Source organism: Variovorax durovernensis, from assembly GCF_977011995.1.
The window spans coordinates 853756-871152 of sequence record NZ_CDRNCW010000002.1; the positions used below are offsets into that span (position 1 = coordinate 853756).

Annotated in this window: 15 protein-coding genes; 6 read left to right on the plus strand and 9 right to left on the minus strand. The window is 66.3% G+C overall.

The genetic code is table 11. From position 1 onward, the window contains the following. Nucleotides 1-64: 64 nt before the first annotated feature. The gene (locus tag ACWV14_RS36060) at nt 65-664 is read right to left on the minus strand and encodes an Lcl C-terminal domain-containing protein (protein ID WP_454908621.1); all 600 of its coding nucleotides are present in this window, start codon (nt 662-664) and stop codon (nt 65-67) included. A gap of 100 nt (nt 665-764) precedes the next feature. On the opposite strand from ACWV14_RS36060, the gene ACWV14_RS36065 reads away from it, so the two are divergent. Genes ACWV14_RS36065 through ACWV14_RS36085 form a run of 5 tightly spaced genes read left to right on the plus strand, consistent with a single transcriptional unit; the run spans nt 765 to nt 5974 of the window. Then, the gene (locus ACWV14_RS36065; RefSeq protein WP_454908622.1) at nt 765-1997 is read left to right on the plus strand and encodes a SpoIIE family protein phosphatase; all 1233 of its coding nucleotides are present in this window, start codon (nt 765-767) and stop codon (nt 1995-1997) included. A 14-nt stretch (nt 1998-2011) separates the two neighbouring features. Continuing rightward, a complete protein-coding gene (locus tag ACWV14_RS36070) occupies nt 2012-2584 on the plus strand; it encodes a SiaB family protein kinase (RefSeq protein WP_454908623.1) in 573 nt (190 codons plus the stop codon). Nucleotides 2585-2618: 34 nt separating this feature from the next. Beyond that, nucleotides 2619-3008 (plus strand): DUF1987 domain-containing protein, encoded by a 390-nt coding sequence (locus ACWV14_RS36075; protein WP_454908624.1) that lies wholly within the window; start codon nt 2619-2621, stop codon nt 3006-3008. Next, nucleotides 3009-3755, plus strand: coding sequence for a GGDEF domain-containing protein (locus ACWV14_RS36080; RefSeq protein WP_454908625.1), 747 nt, complete (start codon nt 3009-3011; stop codon nt 3753-3755). Further along, nucleotides 3752-5974 (plus strand): putative bifunctional diguanylate cyclase/phosphodiesterase, encoded by a 2223-nt coding sequence (locus ACWV14_RS36085; protein WP_454908626.1) that lies wholly within the window; start codon nt 3752-3754, stop codon nt 5972-5974. Before ACWV14_RS36080 ends, ACWV14_RS36085 begins: the two co-directional genes overlap by 4 nt. A 22-nt stretch (nt 5975-5996) precedes the next feature. Here ACWV14_RS36085 and ACWV14_RS36090 read toward each other — a convergent pair whose 3' ends face one another. The 4 genes from ACWV14_RS36090 to phnD all read right to left on the minus strand — a co-directional run bounded on the left by ACWV14_RS36090 (nt 5997) and on the right by phnD (nt 10552). Further along, nucleotides 5997-7805: an acetolactate synthase 3 catalytic subunit gene (locus ACWV14_RS36090; protein ID WP_454908627.1), complete on the minus strand. Its 1809-nt coding sequence runs from the start codon at nt 7803-7805 to the stop codon at nt 5997-5999. A gap of 253 nt (nt 7806-8058) precedes the next feature. After that, nucleotides 8059-8883, minus strand: a complete 825-nt coding sequence (gene phnE, locus ACWV14_RS36095; protein ID WP_454908628.1) for a phosphonate ABC transporter, permease protein PhnE — start codon at nt 8881-8883, stop codon at nt 8059-8061. Next, nucleotides 8880-9686, minus strand: a complete 807-nt coding sequence (phnC, locus tag ACWV14_RS36100) for a phosphonate ABC transporter ATP-binding protein (protein WP_454908629.1) — start codon at nt 9684-9686, stop codon at nt 8880-8882. Before phnC ends, phnE begins: the two co-directional genes overlap by 4 nt. Beyond that, entirely contained in the window at nt 9683-10552 is an 870-nt protein-coding gene (phnD, locus tag ACWV14_RS36105; RefSeq protein WP_454908630.1) for a phosphonate ABC transporter substrate-binding protein, read from the minus strand. Before phnD ends, phnC begins: the two co-directional genes overlap by 4 nt. Nucleotides 10553-10678: 126 nt before the next feature. Here phnD and ACWV14_RS36110 point away from each other — a divergent pair, with 126 nt between their 5' ends. Continuing rightward, complete coding sequence (locus ACWV14_RS36110; protein ID WP_454908631.1) at nt 10679-11566, plus strand: LysR substrate-binding domain-containing protein; 888 nt, start codon at nt 10679-10681, stop codon at nt 11564-11566. Nucleotides 11567-11581: 15 nt separating this feature from the next. Here ACWV14_RS36110 and ACWV14_RS36115 read toward each other — a convergent pair whose 3' ends face one another. The 4 genes from ACWV14_RS36115 to ACWV14_RS36130 all read right to left on the minus strand — a co-directional run bounded on the left by ACWV14_RS36115 (nt 11582) and on the right by ACWV14_RS36130 (nt 17324). Further along, nucleotides 11582-12454 carry a LysR substrate-binding domain-containing protein gene (locus tag ACWV14_RS36115; RefSeq protein WP_454908632.1) on the minus strand — a complete coding sequence of 291 codons (873 nt, stop codon included), beginning with the start codon at nt 12452-12454 and terminating at the stop codon, nt 11582-11584. A gap of 100 nt (nt 12455-12554) precedes the next feature. After that, nucleotides 12555-14705: a phosphocholine-specific phospholipase C gene (locus tag ACWV14_RS36120; RefSeq protein ID WP_454908633.1), complete on the minus strand. Its 2151-nt coding sequence runs from the start codon at nt 14703-14705 to the stop codon at nt 12555-12557. Nucleotides 14706-14752: 47 nt separating this feature from the next. Beyond that, complete coding sequence (locus ACWV14_RS36125; RefSeq protein ID WP_454908634.1) at nt 14753-15031, minus strand: hypothetical protein; 279 nt, start codon at nt 15029-15031, stop codon at nt 14753-14755. A 13-nt stretch (nt 15032-15044) separates the two neighbouring features. After that, a complete protein-coding gene (locus tag ACWV14_RS36130; RefSeq protein WP_454908635.1) occupies nt 15045-17324 on the minus strand; it encodes an alkaline phosphatase family protein in 2280 nt (759 codons plus the stop codon). Nucleotides 17325-17397: the final 73 nt, after the last annotated feature.

Consider the following 17397-nt stretch of genomic DNA (forward strand, 5'->3'; position numbering starts at 1 on the left):
GCGGGCGCAGCAGGCGGGTGTACGCCCCGAGCATTTCCGGCACGTGAGCGGCCGCGGAGGCTGATCAGCGCACTTGGTCGGCCACTGGCCGCACCGCGTGGGTGGATTCGGCGTCCTCGTTGAGGCCGATCCATGCGTTGCCGAAGTTCACAGCGTAGAAGTGCTGCTCGGCTTCGCTGCCGGAGCCCGACCAGAACTTGATGGGTGGCGTGTCGGGAAAGCGCGCCGTGTCGATGGTGGGGATGGTGGTCTCGCCCGCGCACCATCGGGGCAAGGTCACGGGGGGCTGCTCGGGGCTCAGTGCAAGCGTGAAGCTCTCTTCCACCAGTCCATGGTCGCATCGCCGCAGGGCTGCCAATTCCGTGATGGTCGGCAGCCGCCACTGGTTGATGCCTTCGTAGCCTTGGGCATTGAGCGCCTGAACGCGCGCCTGGGCATCCATCAGGCCCAGTGCCTCGGCGTTGCCCACACAGCGTTCATCCTTCCAGGTCTGGCCCACGGCGCATCGCAGCCATCGCAACCCCGTGGTGGCATCGGTCACGACAGCCGCTGTCGTCGGGCCGGGTGAAGATGAAACGGGTTCATCGTTGCAGCCGACGAGCAGCAACAGCGCCGTCAAGGCAATCACGGCTCCCCTCAGCGACCAGGGCTTCGCATTGCGCATTCAAATTCCTCCCTCCGTGAAAGTAGTCATCCATTTGTCATGGATACGAAACGTTAAAAACATAACATAAGTACACATATATCCAGCAGGCGCCGTTTCCATGCCCGAAACCTCCGAGTACTTGAGCGATTTCCGGCCGCGTTTTCGCCAGCCCAGTGCGGCGGATCTCTGCACAGAAGTGCCATGCATGACGACCGAGGAAACGAACGAGAAGGTGATGGAGGTTTTCAATCGGCACCGCGACCTCGTCAGCCTGCCGGTGGTGGAGGGAAACCAGCCTATCGGCCTGATCAACCGGAACATCTTCCTCTCGCAGATGAGCAAGCCGTTTCGCGTGGAACTGTACGGCCGCAAGAGCTGCATCGCCTTCATGGACAAGGACCCGCTGATCGTCGATGCGGCGCTGGACCTGGAAGCGCTGACCCTCAAGACCGTGGCGCACGGCGAGAAGGCCCTGTCCGACGGCTTCATCATCACGCGCGAAGGCGAATTCGCCGGCGTCGGCAATGGCCTGCAGCTGATGCGTCTGGTGGCGGACCTGCAGGTGTCGCGCAACCGCCAGATCATGCACAGCATCGAATACGCCAGCGTGATCCAGCGCTCCACCTTGCGCAGCTCGCTCGATGCATTGGCCCGCGCCTGCCCGGAGGCGCACCTGGTGTGGGAGCCGCGCGACGTGGTCGGCGGCGATTTCTACCAGTTCAGCACCGCGCCGGACGGCTGGTTCGCCACCGTGGCCGACTGCACGGGGCACGGCGTTCCCGGCGCCTTCATGACGCTGATCGCCTCCACCAACCTGAGCCGGGCCATCGAACAGCACGGCCCGCGTGACCCCGCGCGGCTGCTGGGCAACGTGAATCGCAGTATCAAACATATGCTGGGCCAGATGGATGGGCAGGACGCAACGCCCGGCTCGGACGACGGCATGGACGCCGCATGCTTCTGGTTCGAGCCCGCAAATGGCCGCCTGGTGTTTGCCGGCGCGCGGCTGTCCCTGTTCCTGCTGCGCCCCGACGCCGATGCCCTGGAGCTGGTCGAGGGACAGCGCAAGGGCGTGGGCTACATGGACACCGAGTTCGACTTCAGCTGGGTCAACCAGGAACTGCTCCTGCCCGCGGGCAGCCTCGTCTTCGTCAGCACGGACGGGCTGATCGACCAGGTCGGCGGCCCCCGTGCCATCGCCCTGGGCAAGCGGCGTGTGCGCGAACTGCTGCTCGAGCAACGCGGGCGCACCGCTGCGCAAGTCAACCAGGCCGTGCTGGACGCCCTGCAGGCCTGGCAGGGCGAGCACCATCGCCGCGACGACCTGACATTTTTCTGCTTCCGCACCTGACACGGGAATCACCCATGCCCTTCCCTCAGATCGCCGACAAGTACGGTTCCTTCTTCAACGTGGCACGCCAACACCAGGTCATCTTCTATTACGTCGGCTACTTTTCCCAGCACATCGTGGCCGCCATGTCCGACGCCGTGAAGCTGCAGCTCGAGGTGGCCGGCGTGGCCGGCCCGACCCGGCGAAGGCTGTTCTCCTCGTTCGTGGAGATGGCGCAGAACATCATTCACTACTCGGCCGATACGCTGACCGCCGCGAGCACGGACAGCGGCGAGCTGCGCCACGGCTCGGTCTGCATCCGCCGCGAGAGCGATGGCGGCTTCCTCCTGCTTTGCGCCAATCCCGTGGAGCCCGAGATCGCCGATGCGCTGCGCGCGAAACTGGAGACGCTGCGCAGCATGACGCTGGAAGAGATCAAGCAGGCCTACCGCCAGACGCTGCGCGAAGAAACGCCCGAAGGCAGCAAAGGCGCTGGCATGGGACTTCTCACGGTCGCTCGCGACGCCCGCGAGCCGCTGGAGTTCGATTTCGACGCTGCGGACAGCGACGGTGGTGCCCCGGTGTTCTACCTGAAGGCGGCGATCTGACACGCCCAAGCCCGGCAACGAATCGAGATTACAGATGGAAAACCTCTACATCGCACCGACGCCCAGTTCCCCCCAGGTGGACTTCAAGTTCGACGCTCGGACACTCAGCCTGCGGGGCGAGTCCTACCCCGAGAACGCAGCCGCCTTCTACGGCGAGGTGATCTCGCGGCTCAAGGACTACCTGGCCCAGCAGAACGGCACCCGGATCGAGGTCAATATCGCATTGGCCTACTTCAACAGTTCCAGCACCAAGATGCTGTTCAACCTGATCGCGGCGCTCAACGACGCCGTGGAGGCCGGCAACCGCGTGACCCTGAACTGGTACCACGACGAGGACGACGACACCATCCTCGAATTCGGCCAGGAGCTCAGCGAAGACTTCCCCGCGATCGATTTCGCGAGCCATCCCGTGAAGTCGAGCTGAATGGACACCGCCGCACCGCCGGATCTGTTCGACGCCGAGAGCCGGGCGCTGCAAGCCGCGCGCGCCGCCTATGACGTTTGCGCCACGACGCAGCCCGCACCCTGCCACCAGGCGCTGGGCGACCTGCTCACCGCCTACGAGCGGCTCCTGCGCGAAACGCGCCGGCTGGTGCGACGCAGCGATCGGGCCGAACTCGAGATGAACCAGCTGAACCTGCGCCTGCAGGAACTGGCCGCCGAACTCGAATACCGCGCCACGCACGACCCCCTGACCGGCGTGCTCAACCGGGCCGCCGTCATCGAGATCGTGAACAGCCATTTCGCGGACGGCGACATCGCGTTGATCGTGCTGGACATCGACCACTTCAAGCGCATCAACGACAGCTTCGGGCACCCTACGGGGGACCGGGTCATCCAGGCCGTGGTGACCTGTCTCAAGGCAGAGGTGCCGGCGACTGCGCACATCGGCCGTGTCGGCGGCGAGGAGTTCACCGTGGTGCTGCCGGGGCAGCGCGGCGATACCTGCGGGCAGGTCGCGCAGACGCTGCGAAGCGCCATCGAGGCGTACGCATTCGATTTGCCCGACGGCAGCAGTGTCACCGCCAGCTTCGGCGTGTGCTGGCTTCCGCGCGGCAGCAACTTCGACATCGCCTATGGCCTGGCCGACGAAGCCTTGTACGTCGCCAAGCGCGGCGGACGCAACCAGGTCGCGCTCGCATCCGGTCATGTGCACGTGCAGCCCGCATGAGGCGCGAGGCTGAGCCGGGAGGGCCGGCCCGCGCGAAGGGCCCGTTGCCCGACTGGCGTGTTCTGGTGGTGGACCAGGACGCCGACGTGCATGCGGCAGCGCGCGACGCGCTGCAAGGGCTCACGCTGTTCGAGCGGCCATTGGTGTTCGTGCATGCGTACTCGGGCGAGGAGGCACGCGCGCTCGTGCTGCGCGAGCACGACCTGGCCGTGGTCATCCTGGACGTGGTGACGGAAAGCACGAAAGCCGGGCTGGACCTGGTCGACTTCATCCGCCACACGGCCGGCCTGCGCAACACACGCATCGTGCTGCGCACAGGCGGCCCCGACCATGTGCCGGCGCTGGACACGCTGCTGCGCTACGACATCAACGACTACCGGACCAAGGCCGAACTCACCCAGGACCGCCTGCTGGCCATGGTCGTCACGGCCGTGCGTTCCTACAAGCAGCTGTGCGCCATCGAGGCCAACAGCCGAAGCCTCGAACTCATCGTGCGCTCCAGCGCCTCTCTGCTGGAAGAGACCGACCTGCGCGCCTTCGCCCGCAGCATCATCACGCAGCTCACCGCGCTGCTGGATGCGGCCGGCGACGGCCTGGTCTGCGCACCCGGCGTGCAGCAGGGCAGTCCTTACCGCGTGGTGGCGGCGGCCGGCCGGTTCTCCGGCCTCGTCGACCTGCCGCTGGACGCAGTGCCGGAGCTGCCCGAGTTGTCCGGCCTGCACCTGCTGCGCCGGGCGCTGGCGCTCGGCTGCAATGTCTACGGCGAGGAAGGCGGGCTGGCCCTGCACATCGGTCGCAAGGACGAGCAGGACATGGCCGTCTTCATCGACACCACCGGACTGCGCGGCACCGTCGACCGGCAACTGCTGGACGTCTTCTGCGTCAACCTCAGCACGCTGCTGCACAGCCGGGGCCTGCTGGAGCGGCTGCATGAATATGCCTACTACGATCCGCTGGTGCGCCTGCCCAACCGCACCCACTTCGTCGAGGAGGTCGACGCTTGTGCACGGCAAGGCAGGCGGGACCACATCCTGGCGCTGGTCGACATCGACGATTTCAGCGCCACCAACGATGTCATGGGCCACCGCTTCGGCGACCGCCTGCTGGAGACCGTGGCCCGGCGGCTGGCCGACGCATTGCCGGCCGAGGTCATGCTGGCCCGCCTGGGCGCCGACACGTTCGGCGTGCTCGGCCCCGTGGGCCAGGTGTCGCCGCCGCAATTGCTGGAATGCGTGCGCCAGCCGCTGGCGGTCGACGGCGTGCCGCACAAGGTCTCGCTGACCTGCGGCTACGTATTGCTTCCGGAAGATGCGCAGGCCGGTGTCGACCTGGTCAAGGACGCCACGATTGCCCTGAAGCGCGCCAAGCGCGACCACCGCGGCCAGCACCTGCAGTACTCCGGCCACATGGGCGCCGAGGCCCGCGCCCGCGCCTTGCTGCTGTCGAACCTGCGCGCCGCCATCGACAACGTGCAGCTGTTCCTGGTCTATCAGCCGCAAATCGACCTGAACACCTGTGCGCTGGTCGGGCTGGAAGCCCTGCTGCGCTGGCGCGCCGAGGACGGCAATCTGGTGCCGCCGGACAGGTTCATTCCAGTGGCCGAGCATTCGGGGCTGATCGTCGCGTTGGGGCAATGGGTGTTGTCCACGGCCTGCATGACCATGCGCGAGCTGCTGGACGCGGGACGCGCGCCGCTGCGCATGGCCGTCAACGTCTCGACCGTGCAGTTGCAGGACCCCGGCTTCTTCGAGAGCGTGTGCGCGGCGCTGTCGCACAGCCGGCTCCAGGGCCATCACCTGGAGCTGGAGATCACCGAATCCGTGGCCGCGCTGCCCACACAACTGCTCGAATCCACGCTGACCGCCCTGCGCGCCAAAGGCATCTCCATTGCCATCGACGACTTCGGCACCGGCTATTCGTCGCTGAGCTACCTGGAGCGGCTGCCGCTGGATCGCATCAAGATCGACGGCACTTTCGTGCGCCAGCTCAGCGAGACCCAGGGTGCGCGCATCGCCGAGATGGTCGTGCAACTGGGCCGCAAGCTCGGCCTGCACGTGCTGGCCGAAGGCATCGAGGACGCCGCGGCCTGGCAGGCTCTGTTGGCCATGGACTGCAACGAAGGCCAGGGCTATTACATCGCTGCGCCCATGGACAAGGATGCCTTGCTCCGCTGGCTACAGGAACGGGCAGAGAACACTCCTTGCCGAGCAGGTTGTTGATGTCGGCGAGGAGCGTTCTTGCTCAAAGGTCTTCGCTCCCCAGGAGCATCTGGTTGATGCCCTTGCCGACCTCCACAACGGGGAAAACGTTTTCCGTCGGATCGATGCGGAAGTCCAGAAGCACGGTACGGTCGCGCAAGGCCCGGGCTTCTTGCAGCGCAGCTTCGATATCGGCGGGGCGTTCGACCAGCATGCCGATGTGGCCGTAGGCTTGCGCAAGTTTCACGAAGTCGGGCAAGGCGTCGAGATAGCTGTGGCTGTATCGACCCTCGTGGCTGATCTGCTGCTGTTGCCGGACCATCCCGAGATAGCGGTTGTTCAGAAGAACGATCTTGATCGGCGTGTCGTACTGCAGGCAGGTCGACAGTTCCTTGGTGCTCATCTGCACGGAGCCGTCGCCAACGATGCAATAGACCTCGCTGTCGGGTCTGCCCATCTTCACGCCCATCGCGTAGGGGATGCCCACGCCCATGGTGCCAAGCCCACCTGAATTGATCCAGCGCCGCGGTTCCTCGAAGCGGAAGTACTGCGCGGCCCACATCTGGTGCTGTCCGACATCCGACGCGATGTAGACATCTTCATTGCGGGTGATGTTGCACAGCGTCTCGATGACACGCTGCGGCTTGATGACGCATGTATTGTCGCGATCGTAGTCAAGGCAGCGCCGGGCGCGCCAGATCGCGATCGCCGACCACCACTGCGCCATGTCCTGCGGCGCGGGCCGCGCCTCGGAAGCATCGAGCAAGGACAGCATTTCCAAGAGCACGGTCTTGACGTCCCCGACGATGGGAATGTCCACCTTCACGCGCTTGGCAATGCTCGAGGGGTCGATATCGATGTGGATGATCTTGCGCTTGCCTTGCGCGAAATGCTCCACATTGCCGATGACCCGGTCATCGAAGCGAGCCCCGATGGCCAGCAGCACGTCGCAGTCCTGCATGGCGTTGTTGGCCTCCCAGGTGCCGTGCATCCCCAGCATCCCGAGGAACTTGGGATCCGACGCCGGGTATGCGCCCAAGCCCATGAGCGTGCTGGTGACCGGGAAACCCAGCCGATCGACCAGCGTGCGCAGTTCATCGCAAGCGCCGCTCAGGAGCACGCCCCCGCCGGTGTAGATGTAGGGACGCCTGGCGGTCAGAAGCAGCTGCAGCGCCTTTCGGATCTGTCCGCCGTGTCCTTGCAACGTGGGTTTGTACGACCGCATTTCCAGCGTTTGCGGGTAGCCCGCATGGATGATCCTGCTGGCCGACACGTCCTTCGGAAAATCCACCACCACGGGGCCCGGACGTCCGCTGCATGCGATGTGGAACGCCTTCTTCAGGGTCTGCACGATGTCGCGCGGATCCTTGATCAGGAAGTTGTGCTTCACGATCGGACGCGTGATGCCGACCGTGTCGCACTCCTGGAACGCGTCCTGCCCGATGTCGCGGGTCGGCACCTGGCCGCTGATGACGACCATCGGGATCGAGTCCATGTAGGCCGTCGCAATGCCGGTCACGGCATTGGTCAGGCCCGGTCCGGATGTGACGAGCGCCACGCCGACATGGCCTGTGGCACGCGCATAGCCGTCGGCCGCATGCACGGCCGATTGCTCGTGCCGGACCAGTACATGCTGGATCTGCCGCTGTTTGTGCAGGGCGTCGTACACATGAAGTACGGCGCCGCCTGGGTAGCCCCACAGGCAGGTGACACCCTCTGCCTGAAGGCATCGGATGAGGATTTCAGAGCCTGTGAGCTCTTCGCTGGATGCTTCGGGTGAAACCGGCGCGGCGGAGGTTTCGCGCGGCAATGCCGCGGCTGCCGGGATGTGCCCGGCGGGGGAGTTTTTCATGGTCTACCTTTGTGAATTTCTCTGACGAAATACCTCGGGTGCCCCTTCTCCCGACCCTTGTGAGGTGGTGTTGGGACCTTGGACCCAGCGGCCATGGACGCAATGCTTGCTGCGCCGGACCGGGATCTGTTTGCCGTTGAAGTGCAGCGGGGATTATCTCCGCATCGTGGCCGCAGCGATGGAGCTCGCGCCAGGCCTGCGTCGGAAGACTCCGGGAATACTGACTTGAAGCCGCGACCGTGGATGGCTCCTCTCAGTGCCGCCCGTTGCGCTGGATGCGATGGCGCAGCTGGCTTGAAAGCGTGTCCGCGATGATCACCATGAGGGTGATGACGATGATGCAGGTGGCCGTCTCGGGGTAACGGAAGAGCTTGAGGCTGCTCACCAGTTCGAACCCGAGTCCGCCGGCGCCCACCATGCCCAGCACCGTCGCCGAGCGCAGGTTCACCTCGAAGCGATAGAGCACGACCGCGATCCAGGCGGTGACGACCTGCGGGAGCACGCCGAAGACGATGACCTGCAACGGCCGCGCACCGGTCGCCCGCAGGGCTTCGAGCGGCCCCTGGTCGATCTCCTCGATGGCATCGGCGAAGAACTTGCCCAGCATGCCCGCACCGTGAAGCGCCAGCGCCAGCACGCCGGGGAACGGCCCGAGGCCGACGGCAGAGACGAACACCAGCGCCAGGATCAGTTCGTTGATGCTGCGCACCACGTTCAATGCCTGTCGGGTGCTCTGGTACACCCATCGGTTGCTCTGGAGGTTTCTCGCGGCCAGGAACGAAAGAGGAATGGCGGGCAGCACGGCCAGCAAGGTTCCCCAGACGGCGATCTGCACGGTTTCGAGCGCGGGCGCGAGCAACCGGCTCAGGATGTGCGTGTCGGGCGGCAGCGTCCGGCCCAGGAAATCGATGATCTGCGGCAGGCCCGCCGCGAGTTCCGACCAGCTGAGCTGGGCGCCGCTGGCGCTCCATTGCAGCGCCCAACCGACGACGCAAAGACCGACGAGCAGGTTGAACCAGCTTCGACGCCCCTCGGGGCGCGGCCCGGTCCAGGCGTATTGGGTAGACGGGTTCTTCATGTTCCTGCTCCGGTGCTTGCCATCAGCGGCATCGACAGCGCGAGGGGGCTGGCCGCATCCTTCCTGTCGGGCGCGGGTTGCGGCATGTAGATGCGATCGATGTCGTCCTGCCCCATGGCCTGGGGGGTGCCGTCGAACACGACGCGGCCTTGCGCGAGCCCGACGATGCGGTCGGCGAACTCGCGCGCGTAGTCGACCTGGTGCAGGTTGCACAGCACGGTGATGCCCAGGTCGCGCGAGGCGTCGTGCAGGTACTGCAGCACCTTGCGCGAGGTCTGCGGGTCGAGGCTTGCGACGGGCTCGTCCGCAAGGATCAGCCGGGGGCGCTGCGCGAGCGCGCGGGCAATGCCCACGCGCTGCATCTGCCCGCCCGACAACGAGTCGGTCCGCTCGTGCGCCTTGTGCGCCATGCCCACACGGCCCAGGCATTCGTGCGCCAGATCGATGTCCGCGCGGCTGAAGAAGTGCATGACCGAAGCAAGGGTCGACACGGCGCCCAGGCGGCCGGTCAGCACGTTCTTCAATGCGCTCAGCCGAGGCACCACGTTGTGGTGCTGGAAGATCATCGCGACGCGCTGGCGCAGCGCGCGCGTGTCCGCGCACTGCACCGCATCCATGCCGTCGACTTTCAGTTCGCCGCCGTCTGCCACGGCCAGCCGGTTCACGCATCGCAGCAGGGTCGACTTGCCGGCACCCGATTCGCCGAGAACCACCACGAATTCGCCCGCGGCGGCGTCCAGATCCACACCGCGCAGCACGGCGTTGTCGCCATACCGCTTGGTGAGTTGCCGGATGCGGATCACTTCATGCTCCGCAGGTCGAGCTTGAGCACCTTGGCGGTGTCGCGAACCACGTTGTAGGCCGCGTCGTTGGTCGGCTGGAAGCCGTTGAGCACGCCCTGGTCGCCCCACGGCAGGTCCTTGACGTTGGCCAGGGCCTTGGCGATCTTCGCCTTCAGCGCCGGGTCGAGATCCTTGCGCCACACCATCGGCGATTCGGGAATCGGATTCGACGACCAGACGATCTCGAGCTCGTCCTGCTTCACCTGGCCCTTGGCGATGGCGCTGGCGAGGATGCGGTCCGCCACGGATGCGGCATCGACCTTCTTGTTGGCCACGGCCAGGATGCTCGCGTCGTGCGAGCCCGAGAAGATGACGCGGCTGAAGAAGGTCTCGGGGTCGTAGCCGGCCTGCAGCAGGCCCGACTTGGGGAACAGGTGGCCGGACGCGGAGGTCGGATCGACGAAGGCGAAGGTGCGGCCCTTCAGGTCGGCGGTCTTGGCGATGCCGCTGTCCTTGCGCGTGATGATCACGCTCTTGTAGGAGCTCTGGCCGGTCTTCTTGGTGACTGCAACCGCGAAGGCTTCCACGTTCGCGACCTGGTTGGCCAGCACATACGAGAACGGGCCGAGGTAGGCCACGTCGAGCTTCTTCGACCGCAGCGCTTCGATGACGCCGTTGTAGTCGGTCGCCACGAAGGGCTTGACCGGCATGCCCAACTGCTGCTGGAGGCTGTCGAGAACCTGCCGGCTGCTCTCGATCATGGCCTGCGAGTCTTCGGCGGGGATCAGGCCGATGGTGAGCGGCTGCACGGCCAGGGCGGGCATGGCGGCGCCCGCGGAAAGGACCAGGGCAATCAGGCTGCGGCGCAGGCGAAAGAGGGTTTTCATGATGGGTGGGCTCGTGTAAGGGAATGGGAGGTTGCTCGGGAATACCTCAAGGCTAAGAACGCCGTATGACAACCGAATATCAAACCAATCACATATTTGTCATGGTTCTATTGACACAATCTATGGATGTCAGCAGCCAAACTCCGCGCCTTTCTCGCCGTGGCCCAGCATGGAAGCTTCAGCGCGGCAGCGCGCGCCGTGGGCCTGAGCCAACCGACGCTGACCACCCAGGTACAGGCCCTGGAGCGCCAGCACAACGTGGTGCTCTTTCATCGGCAGGGCCACCGCATCGAGCTGACGGATGTCGGCGAGCGCCTTCTTCCCATTGCGCGCCAGATCGCGTCGCTGGAACTGGATTCCTACAACCTGCTGCACGACAGCGGCGACCTGCAGTCCGGCGAACTCAAGCTCGGAGCGGTCGGCCCCTTCCATGTGATCGAGATGGTCGATGCCTACCGCAAGCGCTATCCGCGCCTCGATGTTTCGATCCGCATGGGCAATTCGGCCTCCGTGTTCAAGGACCTCGAGGAATACGCCGTCGACATCGGCGTGCTTGCCCGGTTTCACGAGGCTCCGGGCTTCAGTGCGACGCCTTATGCGCGGCATGCGCTGATCCTGTTCGTTCATCACGAGCACCCGTTCGCCAACCGCGGCCAGATCCGGCTGGAAGAGCTGCATGGGCAACCGCTGCTGCAGCGCGAGAGCGGCTCGAGCACCCGGCGCGTGCTCGACGAGGTGCTTCAGCGCGCGGGCATCCGCCCGAAGCTCGCCATGGAAATCGGAAGCCGCGAGGCGATCCGGGAGGCGGCCGCGCGCGGCATCGGCATCGGTGCAGTCTCCGAAGCGGAGTTCATCCCCGACGCTCGCCTGCGCACCGTCCGCATCGAGGGCGATCCTGCCGTGACGCAAACCTATCTCTACTGCCTCCAGATCCGGCGCGAAAGCCGTGTGCTGGCGTCCTTCTTCGACGTGGCCCTCAAGCTTCGCAAGGGCGTGTTCGATACGGCGCCCTGACCCGGCAAGGCAGCATCAGCCGCGCAGCGGGCGGGCCTCGATGGCCTCGAAGAACGACGAGATGAGACGGCTGTCCCGTCGCTCGCGCAGGCAGCACACGTGGATGTGCGTGGAGACGACGTCGCCCTCTATGCGCACGGGCCTCAGGCGCGGATCGGGCACGTATTCGGACTGCGAAACCGTGCCGACGCCCAGGCCCCTGGCGACCGCTTCGCGTAGCGCTTCGCGGCTTCCGATCTCCATCGCGATCTGAACGGTCACGCGCTGCCTGGCGAGCGCCTCTTCGAGCGCCTTGCGGGTGGTCGAGCCCGGCTCGCGCATCAGCATCGGCTGCCCCGAAAGCTCTTTCAGCGCGATGGATTCGCGCTTCGCGAACGGATGGTCGACATGCACGAACACGATCACCGGGTAGCGCGCATAAAGCTGTATGTGGTAGCGCTCGTCAGGAAGCCAGCTCGCCACCACCGCCACGTCGCTCACGTATTTGTCGAGGGCGCTCAGCACGACCTCGGAATTCCCGAGCGTGACGGAGAGCTTGATGCGGGGATAAAGCGCGTGATAGGCCTCGATCATCTCGGTGACATGAAAGGGGCCCACCGCTCCCACTTTCAACGACCCGCGGTGCAGCTTGCCACTTTCGTCCATCAGCGAGCTCATGTCGCCTTCGAGCGCGATCATCCGCCTGGCCAGGGGCAGCATCTCCAGCCCCAGCGCGGACAACTCCACGCGCCGGCCGCGGCGATAGAACAGTTCGGCGCCGTATTCGCGCTCCAGCATCTGGATCTGCGAATTGAGCGTGCTGTGGCTCATGCCCAGCGTGCGCGCGGCGGCGGTGAAGCCGCCGTCGTGCGCGACCGCGATGAATGCGCGTATCTGGTTGAGCGTCACTGCAAGGTCTCCCGGGGCTTCTGGTCGCCTGAAGTCAAAGCACGCGATGATGCCCACCGATCATGATGTCCATGTGTAAGCCCCCTGCCCGCGCCGCGCGCTATACGGCGGCGACGCCCATGGCCGGATCGCTCACGCCGTCCTTGCCGGTCTCCAGGCGTCCCGCGAAACGCCGCTCGAAGCTGTCGCCCATGGTCAGCGTGAAGTCGTACCAGCTGTTGGTGCCCGCGAGCTTCCACGATGGCTCCATCTGCATGCCGGGTGCCACGGTGTAGGTCCACGGCCCGTCGGTGCGGTAGGCGTTGGAGCTCACTGTCACGGTCGCCGGCGCGTTGCCCATGTTCATGATCGTCAGGCGGATCTCGTTGCCGTCGTGGTCGTAGCACACACGCACCTCCGGATTCGGTCCGCTCGACAGGGTGCTCAGGTCGCCCTTGAAATGCCGGTGGTAGCCGTTCGGCCCGAGCACCCAGAGGCTGTACTTGCCTGCGTTGTCCGCGACCGCCGCCCATGCATCGGAGATCATCTTTCCCGCTTCCACCGTGTAGCGCCGGGGATAGCGCGAGAGGTTCAGCTCGTCGTACACATGGAACACCGCACCCTGCGTGCCTGTGTTGCTGAACGTGAGCCATGCCTGCCCGTTGGCCAAGTCGACATTGGCGCTCGTATGCAGGTGGTAGGGCAATGCGCGCGAGGGCCGCGCGGCGCGTGCCTGCGAAGGCAGCGGCACCGAGCCCGCGGCGGGAACGGGCACGCCGGGCGATGCCACCTGCTGCGTGTACGTGGCGTCCGCCTGCTCCTTGGTCGGCGCCGTCACCAGCGCGGGCTTGGCCGCGTTCGGATTGCGGAAGTCGAAGCACGACATCAGGTCGCCGAACACGGTGCGGCGCCACGGGCTGATGTTGGTCTCGCGCACGCCGAATCGCTGCTCCAGGAAGCGCAGCGTCGAGGTGTGGTCGAACACCTGGGAGTTGACCCAGCCGCCCACGCTCCACGGCGAGATCACGAGCATCGGCAGCCGCACGCCGGCGCCGAAGGGCTTGCCGTCGGGCGTGCGCTGGCTCGAATCGCCGGGCGGCGCCGGCATCGTGTAGTACTCCTTGCCGATGTCCACCGTCGACTTGCCCTGGTAGGTGCCGTCCGCATTGCGCCAGGGCGGCGCCGGCGGCGGCATGTGGTCGAAGAAGCAGTCGTTCTCGTCGAAGTTGATGATGAGCACGGTCTTGCTCCAGACATCCGGATTCGCGGTGAGCATGTCCAGCAGCGTCTGGATGTACCAGGCGCCCTGCTGCGGGACCGACATGCTCGGATGCTCGCTGTAGGCACCCGGCGCGACGATCCAGCTGACCTGCGGCAGCGTGCCCGCGGCGATGTCGTCGGCCACCGCCTGCAGGTAGCCGCCGTCCGGCATGGTGTTGCCGAAGCCCTTGTACAGCGGCGACTGCGCCTCGATCGCTGGCGAGTACGCCACGTTCGGCGAACCTTGCGCGCGCAGCTGCTCGTCGACGGCGCGGTAGGAGGCGAATGCGACCAGCTGGTTGTTGTTGCTGTTGTTGCCTGGCCTGTTGTAGACCTTCCAGCTCACGCCGGCTGCCTGCAGGCGCTCCGGGTACGTCGTCCACGTCAGGCCGTCTGTCGAGGGCCCCAGGCCGCCCCAGTTGGCGTTGGTGACGCAGGCCTGGCCCGCGACGTTCGCGCCGTTGGTTCCGCTCCACAGGAACATGCGGTTGGTAAAGGTGCCCGTGTGGATCGAGGTGTGGTACGCATCGCAGATCGTGAATGCGTTGGCGAGCGCCCAATGGAACGGCAGGTCGGACTGCTGGAGATAGCCCATCGAGATCTTGGTGCTCTTGGCCTTCGGCCACGCCGCCATGCGCCCGCCGTCCCATGCGGATTGCTGGTCGCCCCAGTCGTGCGCGCCGCCGACGCGCAGCGCGTTGCCCTTGGTGGCGTCTAGATAGAACGGCTGCACCGCGTCGGCCGTGCCCTGCTGGATCCACACCGGCTTGCCCGAGGCCATCGGGATGGTGAAGCGGTCGCTGAAACCGCGAACGCCGGGCATGGTGCCGTAGTAGTGGTCGAAGGAGCGGTTCTCCTGCATCAGGATGATGACGTGCTCCACGTCGTTGATGGTGCCCGTCACATTGTTGGCCGGAATGGCCAGCGCGCGCTGGATGGCGGGCGGGAACGGACCGAGCGCGGCGCTGGCGGCGGCGGCGCGCAGGAAGGTGCGGCGATTGAATGGCGTCATGGTTCTTGTGATCGGCGGTGTGGGGCTGTCCGGCTGCGTTCGTGTGGTCACGGTGCGCAGTCGAGCTTCGAGTTCGGGCGCGGCGCGTCGGCGCCTGCTTGCGCGCAGTCGCCGGGCGTGGGCGCCGCGACGATCGGCTCCTGCTTGGTCGCGGCGCCATCGCCGGCCGCGGCAGGTGCGCCGGGCAACATCGCGGCCAGGGCCGGGCTGCCACCGCCGCCACCGCCACCACCGCCACATCCGGCGATGAGAAGGCATGCGGCGCAGGCCGCGCCTGCCGCCCTCACGGCGCCAGGCCATCCGTTGAAGAAGAAGCTGGATGTCATCGTGTGTCCCTTCTCAGTTGACCGGCAGCGTGGACAGCGGCTTGTTCGACAGGAAGATCGATTGCAGCTCGGCATCGGTCAGCACGCGGTTCCACATCGCCAGGTCGCCGAAGTGGTGCTGGTACGTCGGCGCGGTTGCGCACTTGCCGGCGAAATACGGCGGCGTGACCGTGCCGTTGCACTTGTTCATCAGGAAGGTGCCGGTGCCGTCGTCGCCGATGCCCCACTGCGGATACGGGGAGAGCTTCGAGAGGTCCACGGTGCCCGTCGACTTGCCCACGGCCACGCGGTTGGTCGTGCTCGTCACCGGATCGAACACGTACATGTTCATGGTCTTGGCCACGCCGTCGACCGAGAAGGCGATGTACACCCAGCGGTTGACGGTGATCTGCGTGTACGGGCTGGTCGGTCCGTCCGCACGCACGCCCCCGCCGGAACCGATGTTGAATGCCACGCCGCACTGGTTGCCCGAGCTGGCGAACAGGCCGATCGCGACGCCGGCGTTGCCGCCGCTGACGTAGCTCTTGTTCGAGATGATCGTCACGTTGTTCGTGGCCACGCACGAAGGCGTCTTGAACCAGAGCCCGATCGTGAACTGCGGAGCGGTGCCCGTGGAGATGTCGAAACCGCTGGCCGGCGTGAGCCGGTAGCCCTCGAGGCCGTTGGTGTTGACGAAGTTCGTGTCCACCAGCAGGCCGTTGCTGCCCGCGAACGGCCCCGGCACGACGAGGCCGGCTGCGGCCGGAAGATCGCTGGCGGCCGGTCCCATCGTGCTGTGCGCCATCGCGTCGACCGGCGGCAGCGTGGCGCTGAACGGGTAATAGGAGACCAGTCCGTTCTTCAGCGTCGATGCCAGCGGCACCGGCGGAACATACGACACGGGCGGCGAAAGCGTGGCCTTGGACACGGCAGCCGCGCCGTCGCCGGCTTGCACCGTGTAGCTCAGCTGGTACGTGCCCTTGGCGCTCAGGACCTGCGAAAGCTGGTTGTCGGTGTACGACGTGGTGCCGGCCGGCAGCTTCGACGCGATGACCTGCCCGTCGCGCAGCACGGTGATCGTGCCGGTCGAAGGCGCCACCCAGTTCAGCACCACGTTCGCGTCGGCGGAGTTGTTGTTGCCGACGGACGCGGTCAACTGCGATACGGGCTGCGCACCGACGAGCGGGCCGCCCTCGATCAAGGAGGTCTTCGCGTCCGGCAGCGCGCCCAGGTAGCCGAGCACGGTCGGCGTCACGTCGGCGATGCTGGCGTAGGCATACAGGTCGGCCAGCTTCGCGGGTACCGGGGCGCCCACGCCTTGGGCTGCGATGTTGGCGGCCTGGTTCAGGCCGATGAAGGTGCTCGACTCGGGCACCAGCGGCAGCCCGTCGTCCTGGCTGTTAGCGCTGAGGCCGTGGTTGCCGGTCACCACGATCAGCCAGCGGCTGTTCTCGCGCTTGGCGGTGGCGGCGAGGAGGGTGCCGACTGCCTTGTCCAGCCTGGCCAGCGTGCCGGCGTACTGGGTGGAGCCGAGCCCGAAGTCGAGCGCGGCGTCCTTCGTCGAGCGGTACTGCGCCAGCACCGTGGCGTAGTCGCCGCCGATCAGCTGCACGGCCTGCGTGGTCACGCAATCGGTGGTGGCTGCATCCTTCGAACAGTCGGTGAGGGAGTCGAGGTAGCCGCTCTCGTGGTCCGATGACAGCAGCTGGGCCAGGCCGGCGGAAGCGACGGCGGCGCCGTTCGACCCGGTGTTCTTCTGGCGGGCCATCTGGAACACCGAGGGCATGCGCAGTGCCTGCTTGGGCGCTTCGGACATCACCTGGTGGCGGTTGGCCCAGGTGCCGGTCAGCAGCGTGGCCCAGCCGGGCGTGTCCAGCGTGGGCTGCTGGCTCGGCGCGCCGGCAACGCCGCCGCTGTAGGCCAGCCGCACTTCGAGCTTGGCGAGGTTAGGCAGCGTGCCGGCGGCGATGCCGCTCTGCACGGCGCCGTAGGTAGCGCCGTCGAGGTCGATGACCAGCGTGCGGTTGGCTGCCGGGGCCGACGGTGCGCCGGGCGCGGCAGCTGCACCGTCAGGCGACGACGGGACCGGCAAGGCCAGGGCCGCGCCGCCTCCGCCGCTGCCGCTGCCGCCACCGCAGCCGCTCAGCGCCGCGACCAGCGCTGCAGTGAGCGCAAAGGCGCGCGTCCATGCGGCGGTGCGTTGCCGCGGACCTCGGGGGTCTGAAGCATTGCAGATGGTTAGAGCTTCCTGCCGATGAAGCGCCCGCACGGCGGCGCCTGAAAAGCGATGGGAAGAGAGTTGCTCGACTGACATTTTTTTCGACGGCCTCTGGTGTGGGAGTGGTCGAATTACAGAAGAGGGAGGTGACGTCCGAGCGACGAAAGCC